This is a genomic window from Pseudomonas brassicacearum, from assembly GCF_009601685.2.
GTDB classification, from domain to species: domain Bacteria; phylum Pseudomonadota; class Gammaproteobacteria; order Pseudomonadales; family Pseudomonadaceae; genus Aquipseudomonas; species Aquipseudomonas kilonensis_B.
In genome coordinates this window covers 3,765,895-3,785,392 of sequence record NZ_CP045701.2, presented here as the reverse complement: position 1 = coordinate 3,785,392, position 19,498 = coordinate 3,765,895, and the positions used below count along the sequence as shown (strand labels likewise).

14 protein-coding genes are annotated in these 19,498 nt (G+C 60.5%); 2 read left to right on the top strand and 12 right to left on the bottom strand.

What is annotated here, in order from left to right; translation table 11 throughout:
- Positions 1-9: 9 nt before the first annotated feature.
- Positions 10-969 (bottom strand): AAA family ATPase, encoded by a 960-nt coding sequence (locus GFU70_RS15865; protein WP_058543645.1) that lies wholly within the window; start codon positions 967-969, stop codon positions 10-12.
- A 404-nt stretch (positions 970-1,373) separates the two neighbouring features.
- On the opposite strand from GFU70_RS15865, the gene GFU70_RS15860 reads away from it, so the two are divergent.
- Complete coding sequence (locus tag GFU70_RS15860; RefSeq protein ID WP_058543646.1) at positions 1,374-1,742, top strand: hypothetical protein; 369 nt, start codon at positions 1,374-1,376, stop codon at positions 1,740-1,742.
- A gap of 134 nt (positions 1,743-1,876) precedes the next feature.
- On the opposite strand, the gene GFU70_RS15855 is transcribed toward GFU70_RS15860, so the two are convergent.
- The 8 genes from GFU70_RS15855 to GFU70_RS15820 all read right to left on the bottom strand — a co-directional run bounded on the left by GFU70_RS15855 (position 1,877) and on the right by GFU70_RS15820 (position 11,476).
- Positions 1,877-3,202, bottom strand: a complete 1,326-nt coding sequence (locus GFU70_RS15855) for a chloride channel protein (RefSeq protein WP_116642040.1) — start codon at positions 3,200-3,202, stop codon at positions 1,877-1,879.
- A gap of 273 nt (positions 3,203-3,475) precedes the next feature.
- Complete coding sequence (locus tag GFU70_RS15850; protein WP_153388396.1) at positions 3,476-5,191, bottom strand: ATP-binding cassette domain-containing protein; 1,716 nt, start codon at positions 5,189-5,191, stop codon at positions 3,476-3,478.
- A 454-nt stretch (positions 5,192-5,645) separates the two neighbouring features.
- Positions 5,646-6,623 carry a 2-hydroxyacid dehydrogenase gene (locus tag GFU70_RS15845; RefSeq protein WP_153388395.1) on the bottom strand — a complete coding sequence of 326 codons (978 nt, stop codon included), beginning with the start codon at positions 6,621-6,623 and terminating at the stop codon, positions 5,646-5,648.
- Positions 6,624-6,638: 15 nt separating this feature from the next.
- Positions 6,639-7,937: an MFS transporter gene (locus tag GFU70_RS15840; RefSeq protein ID WP_116642042.1), complete on the bottom strand. Its 1,299-nt coding sequence runs from the start codon at positions 7,935-7,937 to the stop codon at positions 6,639-6,641.
- Positions 7,938-8,029: 92 nt separating this feature from the next.
- A complete protein-coding gene (locus GFU70_RS15835) occupies positions 8,030-9,004 on the bottom strand; it encodes a sugar kinase (protein WP_153388394.1) in 975 nt (324 codons plus the stop codon).
- Positions 8,997-9,779, bottom strand: coding sequence for a sugar phosphate isomerase/epimerase family protein (locus tag GFU70_RS15830; RefSeq protein WP_153388393.1), 783 nt, complete (start codon positions 9,777-9,779; stop codon positions 8,997-8,999). Before GFU70_RS15830 ends, GFU70_RS15835 begins: the two co-directional genes overlap by 8 nt.
- Before the next feature lie 154 nt (positions 9,780-9,933).
- Entirely contained in the window at positions 9,934-10,959 is a 1,026-nt protein-coding gene (locus GFU70_RS15825) for a LacI family DNA-binding transcriptional regulator (RefSeq protein WP_153388392.1), read from the bottom strand.
- 163 nt (positions 10,960-11,122) lie between these two features.
- Positions 11,123-11,476 carry a hypothetical protein gene (locus GFU70_RS15820; RefSeq protein WP_058543653.1) on the bottom strand — a complete coding sequence of 118 codons (354 nt, stop codon included), beginning with the start codon at positions 11,474-11,476 and terminating at the stop codon, positions 11,123-11,125.
- A 430-nt stretch (positions 11,477-11,906) separates the two neighbouring features.
- Here GFU70_RS15820 and GFU70_RS15815 point away from each other — a divergent pair, with 430 nt between their 5' ends.
- Positions 11,907-16,775: an NAD-glutamate dehydrogenase gene (locus GFU70_RS15815; RefSeq protein ID WP_058543654.1), complete on the top strand. Its 4,869-nt coding sequence runs from the start codon at positions 11,907-11,909 to the stop codon at positions 16,773-16,775.
- A gap of 103 nt (positions 16,776-16,878) precedes the next feature.
- Here GFU70_RS15815 and GFU70_RS15810 read toward each other — a convergent pair whose 3' ends face one another.
- The 3 genes from GFU70_RS15810 to GFU70_RS15800 form a co-directional block, all read right to left on the bottom strand.
- A complete protein-coding gene (locus GFU70_RS15810; RefSeq protein WP_058543655.1) occupies positions 16,879-17,283 on the bottom strand; it encodes a cupin domain-containing protein in 405 nt (134 codons plus the stop codon).
- A 262-nt stretch (positions 17,284-17,545) separates the two neighbouring features.
- Positions 17,546-17,827: an antibiotic biosynthesis monooxygenase family protein gene (locus GFU70_RS15805; RefSeq protein ID WP_116642047.1), complete on the bottom strand. Its 282-nt coding sequence runs from the start codon at positions 17,825-17,827 to the stop codon at positions 17,546-17,548.
- A gap of 121 nt (positions 17,828-17,948) precedes the next feature.
- Entirely contained in the window at positions 17,949-19,382 is a 1,434-nt protein-coding gene (locus GFU70_RS15800; protein WP_064106916.1) for a PLP-dependent aminotransferase family protein, read from the bottom strand.
- Between the last annotated feature and the right edge of the window lie 116 nt (positions 19,383-19,498).

Below are 19,498 nucleotides of genomic sequence, written 5' to 3'. Positions count from 1 at the left end.
CAGTCATGCTCAAGCGACAGCGACGACGTCGAGAATTCGCTGCACGACCCGGTCCTGGTCGATGCCGGCGGCCTCGGCTTCGAACGACAGGATGATGCGATGGCGCAGCACGTCGAACAGCACGGCCTGGATATCTTCCGGGCTGACAAAGTCGCGTCCGGCCAGCCAGGCATGGGCACGGGCACAGCGGTCCAGGGCAATGGAGCCCCGCGGGCTGGCGCCGTAGGCGATCCATTCGGCCATTTCCGGATCGAACTTGGCCGGGTTGCGGGTAGCCATGATCAGTTGCACCAGGTATTCCTCCACGGCGTCGGCCATGTACAACCCGAGGATTTCCTTGCGTGCGGAGAAGATCGCCTGCTGGCTCACGCGGCGCTCGGGCTTGGTCTCGCCGTTCAGCGCTTCACCCCGGGCCTGCTGGAGGATGCGACGCTCCACCGTGGCATCGGGAAAGCCGATCTTGACGTGCATCAGGAAGCGGTCGAGCTGGGCTTCGGGCAGTGGGTAGGTGCCTTCCTGCTCGATCGGGTTCTGCGTGGCCATCACCAGGAACAGCGGCGACAGTTCATAGGTGCTGCGCCCGACGCTGACCTGGCGCTCGGCCATGGCCTCGAGCAAGGCCGACTGGACCTTGGCTGGGGCGCGGTTGATTTCGTCGGCCAGTACCAGGTTATGAAAAATCGGCCCTTGCTGGAACACGAAGCTGCCGGTTTCCGGGCGATAGATTTCCGTGCCGGTGATGTCGGCGGGCAGCAGGTCTGGGGTGAACTGGATACGATGGAATTGCGCTTCGACGCCTTCGGCCAGCTCCTTGATGGCCTTGGTCTTGGCCAGCCCCGGCGCGCCTTCGACCAGCATGTGGCCGTCGGCGAGCAGGGCGATGAGCAGGCGCTCGATGAGTTTTTCCTGGCCGAGAATCTGCGTTGAAAGAAAGGTTCGCAGCGCCAGCAGCGCTTCACGATGTTCCATCGGTGACTGTTCCTGGAAAGGGTGGCCCCAGGCGTTCGGATAACGCCGGGGCTGGGGGCATTACTTTAATGCATGGCGGGGGGTGGCGACTAACGGGATTTTGTCTGGTGTGCGGATTTGTGATCGGCGTCGAACGCGCTGCACCTTGAAGCGCCGCAATCACGGCGGGCTTGGGCGCCGCGTTGTCTTGATTTCAAATATGCAGCTACGCCCGGATGGACCGCATAGGCTTGCTCTGTCGGGCTTCGAGGCCTGCGAAAGATAATCTGCGACAGCTTCAATTCATCCAAAACACATAAATGAATCGTATACACCTGTAATTTCTGACAGTAGATGCCTTGGCTTTTGGCTAATAGATTAGAGATGGGCGACGGGGCCCCGTGTCTTTTTTGAGGAGTCATTCCATGAGCTTGCAATTGGCGTCCACAGATGAAGAGTTAAAAAAGTTGATCACTCGAATGGAGAGCGATGCGTTAGTAACACCTGCTGAATTCAGGGAAATCAGGGAGAAAGCGGACATCGAAGTCGATAGCGTTACCGATGAATCGTTCCGCCAAGGCATTGAAGCTTTTCAGGCGGCAACTGACATGGTTGCTGAGCGGCTGCAAGAGCTCGCCCTGGCGGCGAGGCAAGCCAAACTAGGCGTTAGGGATAATAAGAATCCTCAGGCGAATGTTGAAAAAGAGCGAATGAAACGGAGTTTGAAATATGCCATCGAGTTTCAACTGGCTTACATTGTCCTGGCCTACAAATCATCCCTTGAGCGACTTTGATATTGAAGCGACAAACGCGCTCCCCACAGATTCTTTATCGGGATTGAGAATCCAGGCGTTGGCATGAATTCACAGATTGAGTCAGCCTTTCCATACCCCCGGATTTACCGGTCGGCCGGGGCTCGGGCTCGGGCTTACGCCGTGCCGTGTTTTGGCACGGCTGTTTCGTTTTTCGACCCGTGTAGAAAATCTTTCGACAATTGCTGATACAACTCAGGCCCCATCCTTGAACTCACCGCTTTGGCGATCAACGCCACTGCCATGAGGCTGATGACCAACTCATGGCTATCGATCATCTCCATCACGATGATTGCGGAGGTGATTGGCGACTGTGTGACGGCGGCGAGAAAGCCAACCATGCACAACGCAATAATGGGTTGCAGGGCAAGACCAAACAGTTCGGCAGCGTTTGATCCAACGGCGGCTCCGATCGCCAGGGAGGGCGCGAAGATGCCACCCGGAATACCGGAAAAGTAGGTGACGATCGTCGCGAGGAAACGGGTAATCGGTGCATGCCAGGGCAGGCCGACGTCTTGGTTGATGACCTGGGAGGTAATCCCGTAGCCACTTCCAAACGACGTTCCTGCGCTGAGCCAGCCCAGTATCGCCACAATGACGCCACAGATCCCGGCGAACCATACCGGATGCGCACGACGCCACTCCCAGAGCACGAACCGATGATGACGCTGAGGCCACAACAGCATCCGGCTGAATAACCCACCCAGCAGGCCGCAGCCGATGCCCGCCGCCAGTATCGGGACAAGCATATCGCGGCCGACCTCCTTAACATCGAAATGGCCGAAATAGTTGTAGTTTCCCTGTAAGGCGATCGCGACCATCCCTGAAAGAATAATGGTGCTGAGCAATACGCCGCTGGTACGGGTTTCCAGCTTGCGGCCAAGCTCTTCAACCGCAAAGGCAATACCCGCCAGAGGAGTATTGAACGCCGCAGCAATACCGGCGGCGCCACCGGCCAGTATCAGGTCCTCTACGCGAATGATCCGGGCATTGGGCAGAAAGCGGTGGAAGAAATGCATGATCGAGGCGGCAACCTGTACCGATGGTCCTTCACGCCCAGCGGAGAAACCGCCTGTCAGTGCAAGCGCGCCCAGGCCGATCTTGCCAAAGGCAATTCGCAGTGAAACCAGCTTGTCGACGCTTTTCCCGTGTCTGGCCAGTTTCGTTGCGGCGATCACCTGGGGTATGCCGCTGCCTTGGGAGCCCTTGAAAAAACGGGTGGTCAACCAGACCACGAACATACCGATCAGAGGGGTGTAAATGAATGGCAGCCAAGGCCGTTCAGCCGTTTGCTGCGCGAATTGCGACAAGGCCAGATCTGCCAGCCTGGCAAACATCACGACGAGCAAGCCAGCAGCCGTGGCGGCGGTCCACAACGTCACTCGAGTACGCCAACGGATGGAGCTGAAACGACGATGTATCAGGGTAAACGGCTTGATCACCGGCCTGTATCCTGTTGACGTGCAAAATGCCTATTGGGCCAAGCCTAACCTCATACGCAACGCCATCCAAGTCTGTGGTGGTACGGGAGCCGAGCTTGCTCGCGATGGCAGCGGCGCATTCAACTTCAATGCAGCCTGACCCACCGCTGTCGCGAGCAAGCTCAACTCCCACAGAGGATTGGCGGTGGATGCAGGGCAAGGCACGCCGCCGATCCAGTGTGGGAGCGAGCTTGCTCGCGATTACCGTAGTAGATCCGGCACCTCATATTTGCGCTACTTTTGCATCCGAATCTCATCCACCAGCAGCCTGATTGCTGGCCTGTCGATCAGATCCCGCCACGGACCATCCTCCACGATTGCCCCGTCATGCATCACAATGACCCGGTCAAACCGATGCAGGTGGTCCACGTCATGGGTGACACATATCAACCCCTGCCCGGCAAATACGTCGAATAACAGGTCCCAAAGAGGCGTGGTCAGCCTAGGTTCGATGGATGCGCTTGGCTCGTCGAACATATTGAATTTTCCAGGCTTGTTGATCAGGCGCAGCAGTGATAGGCGTTTGGCTTCGCCTCCGGAGATATTCGATGCATTTTCGCGGACCTGCCGTGTTGTCACGATCTCATCCAGTTCCAATTGCCGTATGGCTCTAGACAAAATCGGCGATGCGCTGCCTCCGAACAGAACCGATTGTTCAAAAGAGCCTTCCAGAAACCGCGGTTGTTGGGGGCAATATCTCAAGGCGTCCAAGTGAGCCTGACCGGACAAAAGTGAGACCGGTACCGAGTCGATACTCAGTTGGTCTCGCTTTGATGCATCAAGCCCGGCGAGGACTTCCAGAAAAGTGGTTTTACCTGCGCCGCTAGGGCCCGTGACGGCCACTGATTGCCCTTGAGCAAATGCCAGGGAGCGCTTGATCGACAGGCGAAGCGGTCCCGTTCCTGTCACTTCGCAGGGGCCGAGTTCCAGAACTGAGGACCGCTGGAAATCAACCCAGGCCAGCCGATTGCTGCGATCGAAATCTGGAAGTGATAGCAGACCCTGAAATTGACGCTGGTCTGCAAGGAACTGATCAAGAACACGATACCCTTCGGTCAAGGTTGAAATACTGAGCAGATAACTCCCCGCGATTGAAAAAATGGCAACCAGCTGCCCGACACTGATACTGGGATGAGCCGAAAGTTGATCCGCGACGCCCCAGTAGAGCAATCCCCCAGTGGAAAGGCTTACGAACAGTATCTTGGCGGTGCTCAGCAGACCGCCAGATGATGCCGTAGTCACCGCTGCGTTGGCATAACGTCCGAACGCCGCGTTCAACGGGCGCAGGGCGGTAGGTATGGCAGTTTCCAGTTTTATGATTTTCCCAGCGTTGAGGGTGTTGTAGAGGTGGGCACTTAACTCATCTTCCTGTTCATTGACTGCATCGATGTGCTTTCTCCGCCATTTGATAATTTGATGGGTGGCCGCCAGATAGATAGTTCCGAACGCTGTCATGCTCAAAAAAATTTTACCGCCACCTATGTAAATAAAGGCAGCTCCAACAACTATGAATTCCAAGAGTACGGGAAGCGCAATGGTCACAATGAAAGTGAGTAGTTGTTCGTGCGCAGTAATTCCGCGCTCGACCGATTTGATGAAATGGCCGATTCTCCAAGAGTTGAATAACGAAAACTCTTTGCCTATGAGTTCGGTGATCCACTCAATGGAAGCGTTCATGATAATGCTCTGTACCAGCTTTGACAGTGCATGGAGCTGCAGAGGAGTGATGATGGCATGAATCCACCCCGCGACAATCAGGCCTGTCGTCAGTGCGAGCAGGGTGCCGGGTGCTGGGTTTCTGTTACCTTGCAGAGTGTCGATGATGGTTCCGAGTAACAGTGGAGGGGCAAGTGTGATGAGCTTGAGTGCGATGATTGTGACTATCGTCATTGCTAGAAGTTTGGTGTGTTTTTTATAGGCGTTTTTTATCATTGCCCGGATGCTATGCATGTACTCGATCCTGGTTGCTTTGTATTCGATAATTCAACCGCGTAACACGTACTGTGGCACCACCAAGCGACCGTTTCTAATGATGTTGAATCGCTCAAGTCCTGGAATGAGCGACGCGAGCGCCCAACTTGCGTGTGTTCGCAAGTGATTAATTAATAACATTGGGGTGAGGTGAGGGCTATTGCGCGACTTCCGAGGCTGACGTAGGTTCGCTCTTGCCGTTGAGTAGGAGGGGGGTGTAGGAATGTAGCTGCTTTGTTGAAAGTGTGGTTTCTCTATACTGTTCTCTCTGTTTGGGATGTTTATATTATTTTAAGCGAGGATCAAAAGGATAATCTGGCAGCGGTGTTCTAAGGCGGGTGTACCCGGAAAGGTTGTGTTACGTGCACATCTAAATGAGTACAGATGCCATCGCGACCCCGCTAGCGATGGCATATTCGAAGGCGGCAATAGGTCAGCCGATCCATGCCCCCGCATTCACCAGATTCGCTGGCCGCTCCCCCGCCAACGCCGCCAACAGGTTGTCCACCGCACAACGCGCCATCGCCTCCCGGGTCTCGTGGGTGGCCGAGCCCATGTGCGGTGTCGCCACCACGTTGTCCATCTGCAGCAACGGCGAATCCGCACTCAAGGGCTCGCGCTCGAACACATCCAGCCCCGCGCCACGGATCTGCTGGTTGCGCAGGGCGTCGATCAGTGCCGCTTCATCCACCACTTTTCCCCGGGAGATATTGATAAAGATGCTCTCGGGACGCATCTGCGCGAACGCTTGTGCACCGATCAGCCCTTGAGTCTCAGCGGTCAAGGGCAAGGTCAGGCAGATGAAATCCGCCTGCTGCAACAGTGTATCGAGGCTGCAATAGCGCGCGCCGAAACGCTGCTCCACCGCAGGCTTGGGCGAATGGCTGTGGTAGAGCACCGGCATGCCGAAGCCGAAGTGCCCGCGTTGGGCCAAGGCTTCGCCGATGCGGCCCATGCCGATGATGCCCAGGGTCTTGCCATGGACATCGGTGCCGAAATATTGGGGGCCGATGCTCTGTTGCCACCCGCCTGCGCGAACCAGGTTGGCCAGTTCCACCACGCGTCGGGCGGTCGCCAGGATCAGGGCGAACCCAGTGTCGGCGGTGGTTTCGGTCAGCACGTCCGGGGTGTTGCTGAGCAGGATCCGGCGTTCGGTCAGGTAATCGATGTCGTAGTTGTCGACTCCCACCGAGACGCTGGCGATGGCTTGCAGGTTCGGCGCCAGGTCCAACAGCGTCGCATCCAGCTTGAGGCTGGCGCCCAGCAGGCCGTGGGCGGCGGGGAGGGCGTCGCGCAGTTGCGCCAGGCCCTGGGCATCGAGGCGCTCGATGAGCGTGACGTGGGTCTGGGCTTGCAGGCGGGCCATCAATTGGGGTGACAACGCTTTGTACAACACCACATGCTTTTTCATGGGACGGGTCTCGATTCAGGAACGGGCGGGCGCCGGGTGTGGCGTCGCGGTATGGGAGGCTTCCCGGTCGCTGGCGCCGGGCTTGAGGGCGAGGGTCAGTACCACCGACAGCAGCAACGCGCCGCTCATCAGCAGGAAGGACATGCCGGGGGAGCCGGTGGTGCCGTTGAGGTAGCCCACCAGGTATGAGCCACCGAACGAACCCAGCGCGCCCATGCTGTTGATCAACGCCATGGCGCCGCCGGCGACATTGGCCGGGAGGATTTCCGGAACGATGGCAAAGAACGGACCGTACGGCGCGTACATGCAAGCGCCGGCGACCACCAGCAAGCCATAGGACCACCAGAAATGCTCGGCCCCCAGCAGGTAGGAGGCGTAGAACGCGACGGAGGCGATCAGCAGGGGCGGCCAGACAAAACGCTTGCGCTTCTGCGCCTTGTCCGACGCCCAGGACACCACCAGCATGCCGATCACCGCCGCCAGGTAAGGCAAGGACGACAGCCACCCGGCCTCGACCATGTTCATCTGCAGGCCGGCCTTGAGGATCGACGGCAACCACAACACAAACCCGTAGACCCCGATGCTCCAGCAGAAAAATTGCAGCGCCAGGATGATCACCTTGGGGGAACGGAAGGCCTCGGCATAGTTCTTTACCGCCTTGATGCCGACCTGTTCGGCCGCCAAGGCGCTTTCCAGGTCCTGTTTCTCCTGGTCGCTGAGCCACTTGGCCTGGGCTGGGCGATCATCGGCCAGGCGCCACCAGATAAAGGCCCAGAGCACCGCCGGCAGGCCTTCGATGATGAACATCCAGCGCCAGTCGAACTGCTGCACCAGGTATCCCGATACCACCGACATCCAGAGCATGGTCACCGGGTTGCCGAGGATCAGGAAGGTATTGGCGCGCGAGCGTTCGGCCCGGGTGAACCAGTGGCACAGGTACACCAGCATCGCCGGCATCACGGCGGCCTCGACCACCCCGAGCATGAAGCGGATCACGATCAGCCAGTAGGCATTGGAGACCACGCCCGTCAGGGTGGCCAGCGAGCCCCAGAGGATCAGGCTGACGAAGATCAGCTTCTTCACGCTGTGCTTTTGCGCGTAGATCGCCCCCGGTACCTGGAAGAAAAAGTAGCCGAGGAAAAACAGCGCACCGAGCAATGAGGACAGGCCCGGGGTGATCATCAGGTCCTTGGCCATGCCCGAGGCAGCGGCAAATCCATAGTTGGCCCGATCCAGGTAGGCCAGGCTGTAGGTGATGAACACGATGGGCATGATGTACCACCAGCGGCGGGTGGATAGGTTGAGCGTTTGCATGTCGTTGACTCCTGAGCTTGTTGTTTTTGTTGCAGCAGGTGTGTTTTTCGGTGGCTCTATCGCGAGCAAGCTCGCTCCCACATGGGATCGAGTTAACCCCCGTGGGAGCGAGCTTGCTCGCGATAGGCGGTTTCAAATTCAGTCAATAACTCAAGGCGCATCGGCAATCCCTCCATATCCCCACGGCTCTGTACCGCGCGGCTGCCAATCCAGTTGGCGCGCAGCACGGCCTCGGTGATGGCGCGGCCTTCGAGCAACGCACTGATCAGGCCGACGGCGAAGCCATCGCCGGCACCCACGGTGTCCACCACCCGGGCAACCGGCACGCCGGCGATAACACCCTGGTCCAGGTGCGTGCGGTAATAGGCGCCGTCCGCGCCGAGCTTGATCACGACGATTTCGGCGCCTTGGTCCAGATAGAACGCGGCGATGTCGGCCGGGTCGTCGAAACCGGTCAACAAGCGACCTTCGCCGAGCCCCGGCAAGACCCAGTGGGCGAGGGCGGCGAGTCGATTGATCTCGGTGATCATCGTCGACTCGCTGGCCCACAGGCTCGGCCTCAGGTTAGGGTCGAACGACAGGCTGCGGCCGGCCTCCCGCATGCGGGTCATTAATTCAAAGGACATCTCGCGAGCCGTGACCGACAACGCCGGGACGATGCCGGTGGCGTGCAAGTGACGGGCTTCAAGCAGCAATGGCGCGATGCAATCGATCGACAGATGACTGGCCGCCGAGCTACGACGGAAGTACTCGACTTGCGGGTCGCTGCCATCGCCGGTACGGGACTTGAACTGAAATCCGGTGGGATGCTTTGGATCGACCGCCACGTGGCGACAATCCAGGCCTTCGTTTTCCAGCGTCTGCACCACGAAGCGTCCCAGGGAGTCGGCGCCGACCCGGCTCAGCCACGCCACCTTGAAGCCCAGCCGCGACAGACCGATGGCCACGTTGCTGTCGGCCCCGGCGATGCGCTTGTGGAACTGGTCGACGCTGGCCAGGTCACCGCGCTGGTCAGCCACCAGCATCGCCATGGTTTCGCCGAACGACAACACATCGAACTCAGGCATGGGCTGGCTCCCGGCGCGACTGTCCGAGACGGGCCAGCGTGGCGACATGTCCAGCGGTCAATTGCAGCAAGTCTTCGCCTTGCAGCGGGTATTCGGCGGCGCGCATTACCCCAATGGGCATGTGCTTGAGCAGTTGCTCCCACAGGTGCAGGTCTGCCATGGCCGGAGGCACGGCGACCAGTTTGCCGTCGGCGCGCTGGGCCACGGCCTTGCAATGCACATAAGCCACATACCGTCCGAGCCGTCGGGCGGCCACGGCGGCCGATTGGTCCTGCCATTGCCAGTTGCCGATATCGAAGGTCATGCCGACGGGCAATGCGTGCGCTTGTGCTGCGTTGAAGAAGCGTTGCATCGGTTCGATCCGTCCGCCTTGCAAGGTCTGGTCGTTTTCCACCAGTAGCTGCACCGGGCTTGCGCCGAGCGTATCCGCCAGTGCCGACAGGTCATTTGAGTCGGTGAAATGCCCGAGGGAGACTTTCAGCCATGCCGAGCCGAACGCCTCGGACCGTTGCAGCGCCAGCGCCAGGGCGGGGTTGGGCCTGGGCTGCCCGGCGAGCCATAGTTCCAGTGGCGACGAGAAAACACTTTGCAGCCCCTGGGCGCGGGCGCGAGCGGCCAGCTCGGCGGGCTGCTCCGTGGTGAGCAATTCTTCGCGCCATTCGATGCGTGAGGCGCCAGCTGCAGCCAGCAGATCGATGAAACTGCCTTGGCCTTGTTGCCGCACCAGGTCGGCGCCGTAGCTGGAAAGGCTGATGGATACGGGTGGGTTGTGCATTGTTTTTATACCTCTGAAACCGGTTTCAGTTTTGTGCAAAAAAAAAGTGGTGTGCTTCAGGGCCTCATCGCGAGCAAGCTCGCTCCCATGCTGGATCTGTGTCGCGCTGGAAATCCCTGTGGAGGCGAGCTTGCTCGCGATAGGGCCCGCGCGATCACCGAGAAACCCCAAGCGTCGACCCACGCTCAATCAACCGCGCCGCAAAATCCAGCGTCCGCACCGGACCGTTGTCCCCGCGTAAACGCTTGAGCAGACACTCGAACGCACTGGCGCCGATCTGCGCCGTCGGTTGGGCCAGGGCCGTGATGCCGCTGCCCACCAAGGGGTACCAATCGAGGTCGTCGAGGGCGATCAGGCCCACGTCGTCGAACAAGTGACAACCCAGTTCGCGCAACACCGTGGTGGCGGCCAACGCGGCAATGCCGTTGGCACAGAACAGCGCCTTGGGGCCGGGGCCTGGTTGGGCCAGGAAGGCCTTGATGCGCTCGCTCAATCGGTCGCAGGTTTCCACCACGGCACCGGTCAGGGCAGGGCGTCGCGTGATGCCGGCCTTGAAACTCTCGACCCGTTCGATTCGTGAACTGGTGCCGTCGAACGGTTCGGTCACCAGCAACAGATCGCGGTAGCCCCGTTGTTCGAGGTGATCGAGGGCCATCTCGACGGCCTTTGGGTTGTCCAGCCCGACCAGGTCGCTGTCGAGCTGGTCGACCTTGCGATCCACCAGCACCAGGGGCATTTCGCTGCGCAGTTCGAACAGTTCGTCACGGTGATGACCCAGGGTGTTCACGATCAACCCTTCGATGTTGTAGGCGCGCAACAGCGCCAGGTGCTGGCGCTCCTGCTCGTCATCACGATCGGTGTTGCACACCACCAGGCTGTAGCCATGACGACGACAGGCGGTTTCCACGCCATGCATCACGGCAATCGAATAAGGGTTGCGGATATCGGCCACCAGCATGCCGATCAGGCGTGTGCGCCCGCGCTTGAGGCCGCGGGCCATCTGGTTTGGCCGGTAGCCCAGCTCGCTGATAGCTTGCTCGATACGCCGGGCAATGGCCTCGGAGAGCAGGGCGCGGTCTTCGCCAATGAAACGCGAGACACTGGCCTTGGAGACCCCGGCGCGTTCGGCGACGTCAAGCATGGTCACGCGGCTGCGCTGGGCGGCGGAGAAGGAATTCACGGATTGAAACCTGCTTATTGGATTTATTAGCGGTTCTGAAACCGGTTTCAGGAAACACTAGAATCCAATGGGGCGTCAAGGGCAACGTGTCAGAGGCACGACCGACGGTGGTTCGCTTCCGCTCGGCAGCTCAGTCGAGCGGGAACGTGTTTGTCTTCGGATTTTACAGTTGGCTTGTGTAGGTCCCTGTCCCCTTGAGGATGTTCTTCAACGTCAGTTCCACTTCCGCCAGGTCCGCCGCATCGGTGCCGTGGATGATCTCCAGCGTGTCGTCGCCGTTCAACGCATCGGCATCCGCTGCGGCGATTTCGATTTTCAGCAGGGTAGGGCTGAGGGTGACCTTCACGCCCTCCAGCGTCGAAGGCTCGCCATCGAGGGTGATTTCCAGTTCGTCTTCGTCGGGGTAGCGGGTCATCAGGAACATCTCGCCCTGGGCGCTGTGGCAGCAGATCATGGCCAGGTTGTCTTCTTCGTCGTCACATGGGGTGGCGATCAGCAGGGCGGTGGTCATTTGCATGGTGATGGTTCCTGGCTCGATGCACCCGCTGGGTGCAAAAAAGTGGATTCTGCCAGCCCGAACGATTTTCTGCAGGATTACTACCTCTGGGTGCCGTTTCGCCCCTGGGCTGCTAGGGTTGTTCGATGAACTCGGGCCGGTTTAGCTTGCCGATGACCGAATATGTCGCAGCGCTGCAAGCAGGCACATTGTCGCACTCGTTAAGCTGCGCAACGGATGTGCTCCTGCAAAGTCCACCCCAGGGTGGTTTTTGCAGGTGTCCATGACGTGAAATTACATGGAAAAGGATGTGACCTGCCGGTCCTGTCCAGCTTCACCCACCTGTCGTCCTGTTTCCTCTGCCCGAGAATCAGGAACGGGATGGCCGACAGCCCCGCAGGGGTTGCACGCGACGCTTCAATCAATAACAAGCCCAAGCGGAGTACCACAGATGGCGTTCTTCACCGCAGCCAGCAAAGCCGACTTCCAGCACCAACTGCAGGCGGCACTGGCGCAGCACATCAGTGAACAGGCACTGCCACAAGTGGCGCTGTTCGCTGAACAATTCTTCGGCATCATTTCCCTCGATGAACTTACCCAGCGCCGGTTGTCCGACCTTGCCGGCTGCACCCTGTCTGCCTGGCGCCTGCTTGAGCGCTTCGATCACACGCAACCGCAGGTGCGCGTCTACAACCCCGATTACGAACGCCACGGCTGGCAGTCGACCCACACGGCCGTGGAAGTGTTGCACCACGACCTGCCATTCCTGGTGGACTCGGTCCGCACCGAGCTGAACCGTCGCGGCTACAGCATCCATACCCTGCAAACCACCGTGCTGAGCGTGCGTCGCGGCAGCAAGGGCGAGTTGCTGGAAATCCTGCCAAAAGGCACCCAGGGCGACGACATCCTGCAAGAGTCGTTGATGTACCTGGAGATCGACCGCTGCGCCAACGCCGCCGAACTCAACGTCCTGAGCAAGGAACTCGAGCAAGTGCTGGACGAAGTGCGCGTGGCCGTGGCCGATTTCGAACCGATGAAAGCCAAGGTCCAGGAAATCCTCGACAGCCTGGACAGCAGCGCCTACGCCATCGACGCTGATGAAAAGAGCGAGATCAAGAGTTTCCTGGAATGGCTGGTGGGTAACCACTTCACCTTCCTGGGCTACGAAGAATTCGTGGTTCGCGATGAGGCCGATGGCGGTCACATCGAATACAACCCTGATTCGTTCCTGGGCCTGACCAAATTGCTGCGCGCCGGCCTGACCGCCGAAGACCTGCGCATCGAAGACTACGCCGTCAATTACCTGCGCGAACCGACGCTGCTGTCGTTCGCCAAGGCCGCGCACCCAAGCCGCGTACACCGTCCGGCCTACCCGGACTACGTGTCGATCCGTGAAATCGACGCCGACGGCAAGGTCATCAAGGAATGCCGCTTCATGGGCCTGTACACCTCTTCGGTGTATGGCGAGAGCGTGCGGGTCATCCCGTACATCCGCCGCAAGGTCGCGGAAATCGAGCGTCGCTCGGGCTTCCAGGCCAAGGCGCACCTGGGCAAGGAACTGGCCCAGGTGGTCGAAGTGCTGCCCCGTGACGACCTGTTCCAGACCCCGGTGGACGAGCTGTTCAGCACCGTCATGTCCATCGTGCAGATCCAGGAACGCAACAAGATCCGCGTGTTCCTGCGCAAAGACCCGTATGGCCGTTTCTGCTATTGCCTGGCCTACGTGCCACGTGACATCTACTCCACCGAAGTGCGCCAGAAGATCCAGCAAGTGCTGATGGATCGCCTGAAGGCCTCGGACTGCGAGTTCTGGACCTTCTTCTCCGAATCCGTGCTGGCCCGTGTACAACTGATCCTGCGGGTGGACCCGAAGAACCGCATCGACATCGACCCGTTGCTGCTGGAAAAAGAAGTCGTGCAGGCCTGCCGCAGCTGGAAGGACGACTACGCCAGCCTCGTCGTCGAGAGCTTCGGCGAAGCCCAAGGCACCAACGTGCTGTCGGATTTCCCGAAAGGTTTCCCGGCCGGCTATCGCGAGCGCTTTGCCGCGCACTCGGCCGTGGTCGACATGCAGCACCTGCTGAGCCTGAGCGAAAAAAATCCACTGGTCATGAGCTTCTACCAGCCGCTGGGCCAGGTCTCCGGCCAGCGTGAGCTGCACTGCAAGCTCTATCACGCCGACACGCCACTGGCGCTGTCCGACGTGCTGCCGATCCTGGAAAACCTCGGCTTGCGTGTGCTGGGCGAATTCCCTTATCGCCTGCGCCACACCAATGGCCGCGAGTTCTGGATTCATGATTTCGCGTTCACCGCCGCCGAAGGCCTGGACCTGGACATCCAGCAACTCAACGACACCTTGCAGGACGCCTTCGTCCACATCGTGCGTGGCGATGCCGAGAACGATGCGTTCAACCGCCTGGTGCTGACCGCCGGCCTGCCATGGCGCGACGTGGCGCTGCTGCGCGCCTACGCCCGTTACCTGAAGCAGATCCGCCTGGGCTTCGACCTGGGTTACATCGCCAGCACCCTGAACAACCACACCGACATCGCTCGCGAGTTGACCCGGTTGTTCAAGACCCGCTTCTACCTGGCGCGCAAACTCAGTGGCGATGACCTGGAAGACAAGCAGCTGCGCCTGGAGCAAGCGATCCTCTCGGCCCTGGACGACGTCCAGGTGCTCAACGAAGACCGCATCCTGCGTCGCTACCTGGACCTGATCAAGGCGACCCTGCGGACCAACTTCTACCAGACCGACGCCAACGGCCATAGCAAGTCGTACTTCAGCTTCAAGTTCAACCCGCACCTGATCCCGGAACTGCCGAAACCGGTGCCCAAGTTCGAGATATTCGTCTACTCGCCACGGGTCGAAGGCGTGCATCTGCGCTTTGGCAACGTAGCCCGTGGCGGCCTGCGCTGGTCCGACCGTGAAGAAGACTACCGCACCGAAGTGCTCGGCCTGGTAAAAGCCCAGCAAGTGAAGAACTCGGTGATCGTGCCGGTGGGCGCCAAGGGTGGTTTCCTGCCACGTCGCCTGCCGTTGGGCGGCAGCCGGGACGAGATCGCGGCCGAGGGCATCGCCTGCTACCGCATCTTCATCTCGGGCCTGTTGGACATCACCGACAACCTCAAGGACGGCGCGCTGGTACCGCCGGCCAACGTCGTGCGTCATGACGACGATGACCCGTACCTGGTCGTGGCGGCGGACAAGGGCACTGCGACCTTCTCCGACATCGCCAACGGTATCGCCATCGACTACGGCTTCTGGCTGGGCGATGCGTTCGCCTCCGGCGGTTCGGCTGGCTACGACCACAAGAAAATGGGCATCACCGCCAAGGGCGCGTGGGTCGGCGTGCAGCGCCACTTCCGCGAGCGCGGCATCAATGTCCAGGAAGACAGCATCACCGTGGTAGGTGTCGGCGACATGGCCGGCGACGTATTCGGCAACGGCTTGTTGATGTCCGACAAGCTGAAGCTGGTCGCGGCCTTCAACCACCTGCACATCTTCATCGATCCGAACCCGGAGCCGGCCAGCAGCTTTGCCGAGCGCCAGCGTCTGTTCGACCTGCCGCGTTCGGCCTGGACCGACTACGACACCAGCATCATGTCCGAAGGCGGCGGTATCTTCTCGCGCAGCGCCAAGAGCATCGCCATCTCGCCGCAGATGAAAGAACGCTTCGACATCAAGGCCGACAAACTGACCCCGACCGAGCTGCTCAACGCTCTGCTCAAGGCGCCGGTGGACCTGTTGTGGAACGGCGGTATCGGTACCTACGTCAAGGCCAGCACTGAAAGCCACGCCGATGTCGGCGACAAGGCCAACGATGCACTGCGCGTGAACGGCAACGAACTGCGCTGCAAGGTCGTGGGCGAGGGCGGCAACCTGGGCATGACCCAGCTGGGTCGCGTCGAGTTCGGCCTCAATGGCGGCGGTTCCAACACCGACTTCATCGACAACGCTGGCGGCGTGGACTGCTCCGACCACGAAGTGAACATCAAGATCCTGCTCAACGAAGTGGTGCAGGCCGGCGACATGACCGACAAGCAACGCAACCAGTTGCTGGCGAGCATGACCGACGAAGTCGGTGGCCTGGTGTTGGGCAACAACTACAAGCAGACCCAGGCCCTGTCCCTGGCGGCACGCCGCGCCTTCGTGCGGATCGCCGAATACAAGCGCCTGATGAACGACCTGGAAGCCCGTGGCAAGCTGGACCGCGCCATCGAGTTCCTGCCGACTGAAGAGCAACTGGCCGAACGCGTGTCGGCAGGCCATGGCCTGACCCGTGCCGAACTGTCGGTGTTGATCTCCTACAGCAAGATCGACCTCAAGGAAGCGCTGCTCAACTCCCTGGTACCGGACGACGATTACCTGACCCGTGACATGGAGACCGCGTTCCCGCCGACCCTGGTCAGCAAGTTCTCCGAGGCCATGCGTCGCCATCGCCTCAAGCGCGAGATCGTCAGCACCCAGATCGCCAACGACCTGGTCAACCACATGGGCATCACTTTTGTCCAAAGGTTGAAAGAGTCGACGGGCATGAGCCCGGCGAATGTTGCGGGTGCGTATGTAATAGTTCGGGATATCTTCCACCTCCCGCACTGGTTCCGTCAGATCGAAGCTCTGGACCACCAGGTGTCGGCCGACGTGCAACTGGAGCTGATGGACGAGCTGATGCGCCTGGGGCGTCGCGCCACGCGCTGGTTCCTGCGCAGCCGCCGCAACGAGCAGAACGCTGCCCGTGACGTCGCGCACTTCGGTCCGCACCTGGCCGCGTTGGGCCTCAAGCTCGACGAACTGCTGGAAGGTCCGACCCGCGAAGGCTGGCAGACCCGCTACCAGGCCTACGTGGCCGCCGGTGTGCCGGAGCTGCTGGCGCGCATGGTCGCCGGCACCACGCACCTGTACACCTTGTTGCCGATCATCGAGGCGTCCGACGTCACCGGTCAGAACGCTGCCGATGTGGCCAAGGCTTACTTCGCCGTGGGCAGTGCCCTGGACATCACCTGGTACCTGCAACAGATCAGCGCACTGCCGGTGGAAAACAACTGGCAGGCACTGGCCCGTGAAGCGTTCCGCGATGACATCGACTGGCAGCAACGGGCGATCACCATCTCGGTCCTGCAGGACGGCGATGCGACCCAGGACGTGGAAACCCGCCTGGCGCTGTGGCTGGAACAGCACCGTGAAATGGTCGAGCGCTGGCGCGCCATGCTGGTGGACATCCGTGCCGCCAGCGGCACCGACTACGCCATGTACGCGGTCGCCAACCGCGAACTGCTGGACCTGGCGTTGAGCGGTCAGGCGGTCGTCACGGCCAACTGATCCGGCGTTGAATGAAAAAGCCCCGCATTGAGAGATGCGGGGCTTTTTTTTGGGGAGTTGTACAAGATCCCCTGTGGACCCCAGGGGGACTGCGTCTTGGCTGTTAGTTCTTCAGCGGTATCAACACCGCCTCATCTTCACCCATCACCATGAACACCAGCAATTTCGCCGGTTGGCTCGTGCTGGCGTTTTTCGAGACCAGATGCTCGGAACCCGCCGCTTCATACCAGAACTCTCCAGCCTTGTAGGTCTTCGCCGGCTCACCCTTGACCTGGGACGTGATGGCGCCTTCGAGCACGTAGGCCATGGCCGTGCCCTCATGCTTATGGGCAATGGACGCTTGGCCGGGGGCATAGTTGACGGTCAGCATCATGGTTTTTTTACCTGGAACGTTTTTCAGCAATTGCTCCTGCAGCACCGTGACCTTCTCCGAAGGCGCGGCTTCGTGGGCGTAGGTCTGGGTCATGGGCAGCAGGCCGAGGGCGGCGATCAGACAGAGTGTTTTCATGAAGGTATGACCTGTGTGGTTTAGAGTGATTTCGCGCTGTCGCGGCGATGGATTCACCCTAAGCCCCACGGTGGAGTAAGCAAACGTCCAATCTTTCGGAAGGTGGGTAGACCAATACCGCGATCCACCCCATGTGAACGGTACCCCTGTAGGTGCTGCCGAAGGCTGCGATCTTTGGCTCTTGATCTTTGGCTTGAGATTCAATTGGGTTGGGCAAGATCGCAGCCTCGTTGCACTCGGCAGCTCCTACAGGCGTGGGGTGTCAGCTGTTGAAGTCGACGCTTCGGGCCAGGCGGTTGTCGATCAGGCTGATGAAGCCTTGCACTTCGGGGCAGTTGAAGTGGGCTTGCATGGCCGCTTCCGACTGCCAGCGGGCGCTGACGTTCCAGCGGTCGCCATTGTCCGGGCAGCGGTCGACCAGGTAGGCGTCGCAGCCCGGCTGGGCACGCAGGGTCTCGACGATTTGCTGCAATTGCCGGCCCAGTTCTTCCGAGCGACCGGCGGCGGCTTGCACCTGTACGGTATTGATCACTTGGCGAGACATTGTTCAGGCTCCTGAATAAAGTCGCAGGGGGTTGCTCACTATCAATGACACCCGTGCAGGATAGGCCCGGCGGGGCAAGGCTCAAACAGCCAATGGGCGGATAAATGCCCAGTCCAATCCCTCAGGCCACTTGCTGCAGAATGTCGCGCAAGCGGTCCAGGGCGATGTCGATGTCCAGGGTTTCGATCGCGCCGAAACCAAAGAACAGGCCCGGCCGCACCGGGGTATCGTTGAAAAAGCCATCCAGGCTGTAGAGCCCGACTTCGGCTTTTTTCGCCAACTCGATCACCAGCGCCAGGTCCATCGGGACCTTGCACAGCACCGCCATATGAAAGCCCGCGGTGGTGGGCACGGCCTCGAACCAGGGTGACAAGTCCCCGCCCATGCGTGCCAGGATTCGCTCGCGGCGGCCGGCATACAGGGTGTGGCAGCGGCGGATGTGCTTGAGCAGGCACCCCTCGGCGATGAACTTCGCCAGTGCCCACTGGGGCAGGGTGGAGGTGTGCTGGTCGGTGAGGCGCTTGGCCAGGATCACCGCTTCAAGAATCGCTGGCGGCAGGATCGCATAGCCTAGCCGCAGTTCCGGCAACAAGGTCTTGGAGAAGGTGCCGACGTACGCCACGATCCCGCGTTCATCCAGGCTCTGCAACGAATCGGCGGGCCGGCCTTCGTAGCGGAATTCGCTGTCGTAGTCGTCTTCGATGATGATCGCCCCCAGCTCATAGGCCCGCGCCAGCAGGGCCTCGCGGCGGGCCTGGCTCATGGGCATGCCCAAGGGAAACTGGTGGGAGGGCGTCACATAAATCAACCGCGTGCCGTCGGGGATCAGGTCGACCCGCATGCCTTGCTCGTCCACCGGTACCCCGGCCACCGTGGCGCCCTGGGAGCCGAACAGCAGGCGCGCCGGCGGATAGCCCGGATCTTCCATGGCCACCAGGCTGCCAGGACGGGTCAACACTCGCGAGATCAGGTCCAGGGCCTGCTGCGCGCCGTTGCACACCACCACGTCTTCATCCTGGCAATTGACCCCGCGGGAAAACGCGATGTGCCGGGCAATGGCATTGCGCAACGACGGCAGCCCTTCGGGCTGGCTGTAGAAGCCCTTGGCACTGGCAATCTGGCGCAGCGCGTGGGCCGTGCAGCGCCGCCAGTCGTCCAGCGGAAACTGGCCCTTGCCGGTGGCACCGCCGATGAAGTCGTAGCGCAACGCACCTTCGAGTGTGGGGTGGCGCATCAGGTCCGGCATGGTGCGCCAGGCTTCGACGACGTCGGCACCGGCCAGCTCGCGGTGGCTCTGTTTGCGCACGATTCTGACCGGCCGTGCGTTGACGTAGGTGCCTTTGCCGATGATGCCGGTGAGCAGGTTTTCGTAGGTCAGTTGGGCGTAGGTGTCGGAGACGGTCTTGCGCGAGACGCCCAGTTGCTCGGCCAGCAGGCGGCTGGGCGGCAGTTGCGTGCCGGCCGCCAGGCGACCGCTTTCGATGGCGCTGCGCAATTGTTGATACAACTGGCCCGACAGGTCCTTGCGGCCGTTGATGACAACATGAAGTTCCATACCCGCAAGCTCCTGGGCGATTGTTTGGTCGCCAGCGTCAAAGGCGCAAGATTACCCGCATTGTGCGACTGCATAGAAGTTGCGTGGGGAAAATCGCGCCCATTGGACTTGCCTCC

What these genes read in the sequence shown, in the direction of transcription:
- GFU70_RS15865 (WP_058543645.1), bottom strand. Translation starts at nt 969, where the DNA reads ATGGAACATCGTGAAGCGCTGCTGGCGCTGCGAACCTTTCTTTCAACG.
- GFU70_RS15860 (WP_058543646.1), top strand. Translation starts at nt 1,374, where the DNA reads ATGAGCTTGCAATTGGCGTCCACAGATGAAGAGTTAAAAAAGTTGATC.
- GFU70_RS15850 (WP_153388396.1), bottom strand. Translation starts at nt 5,191, where the DNA reads ATGCATAGCATCCGGGCAATGATAAAAAACGCCTATAAAAAACACACC.
- GFU70_RS15845 (WP_153388395.1), bottom strand. Translation starts at nt 6,623, where the DNA reads ATGAAAAAGCATGTGGTGTTGTACAAAGCGTTGTCACCCCAATTGATG.
- GFU70_RS15840 (WP_116642042.1), bottom strand. Translation starts at nt 7,937, where the DNA reads ATGCAAACGCTCAACCTATCCACCCGCCGCTGGTGGTACATCATGCCC.
- GFU70_RS15835 (WP_153388394.1), bottom strand. Translation starts at nt 9,004, where the DNA reads ATGCCTGAGTTCGATGTGTTGTCGTTCGGCGAAACCATGGCGATGCTG.
- GFU70_RS15830 (WP_153388393.1), bottom strand. Translation starts at nt 9,779, where the DNA reads ATGCACAACCCACCCGTATCCATCAGCCTTTCCAGCTACGGCGCCGAC.
- GFU70_RS15820 (WP_058543653.1), bottom strand. Translation starts at nt 11,476, where the DNA reads ATGCAAATGACCACCGCCCTGCTGATCGCCACCCCATGTGACGACGAA.
- GFU70_RS15815 (WP_058543654.1), top strand. Translation starts at nt 11,907, where the DNA reads ATGGCGTTCTTCACCGCAGCCAGCAAAGCCGACTTCCAGCACCAACTG.
- GFU70_RS15810 (WP_058543655.1), bottom strand. Translation starts at nt 17,283, where the DNA reads ATGAAAACACTCTGTCTGATCGCCGCCCTCGGCCTGCTGCCCATGACC.
- GFU70_RS15805 (WP_116642047.1), bottom strand. Translation starts at nt 17,827, where the DNA reads ATGTCTCGCCAAGTGATCAATACCGTACAGGTGCAAGCCGCCGCCGGT.
- GFU70_RS15800 (WP_064106916.1), bottom strand. Translation starts at nt 19,382, where the DNA reads ATGGAACTTCATGTTGTCATCAACGGCCGCAAGGACCTGTCGGGCCAG.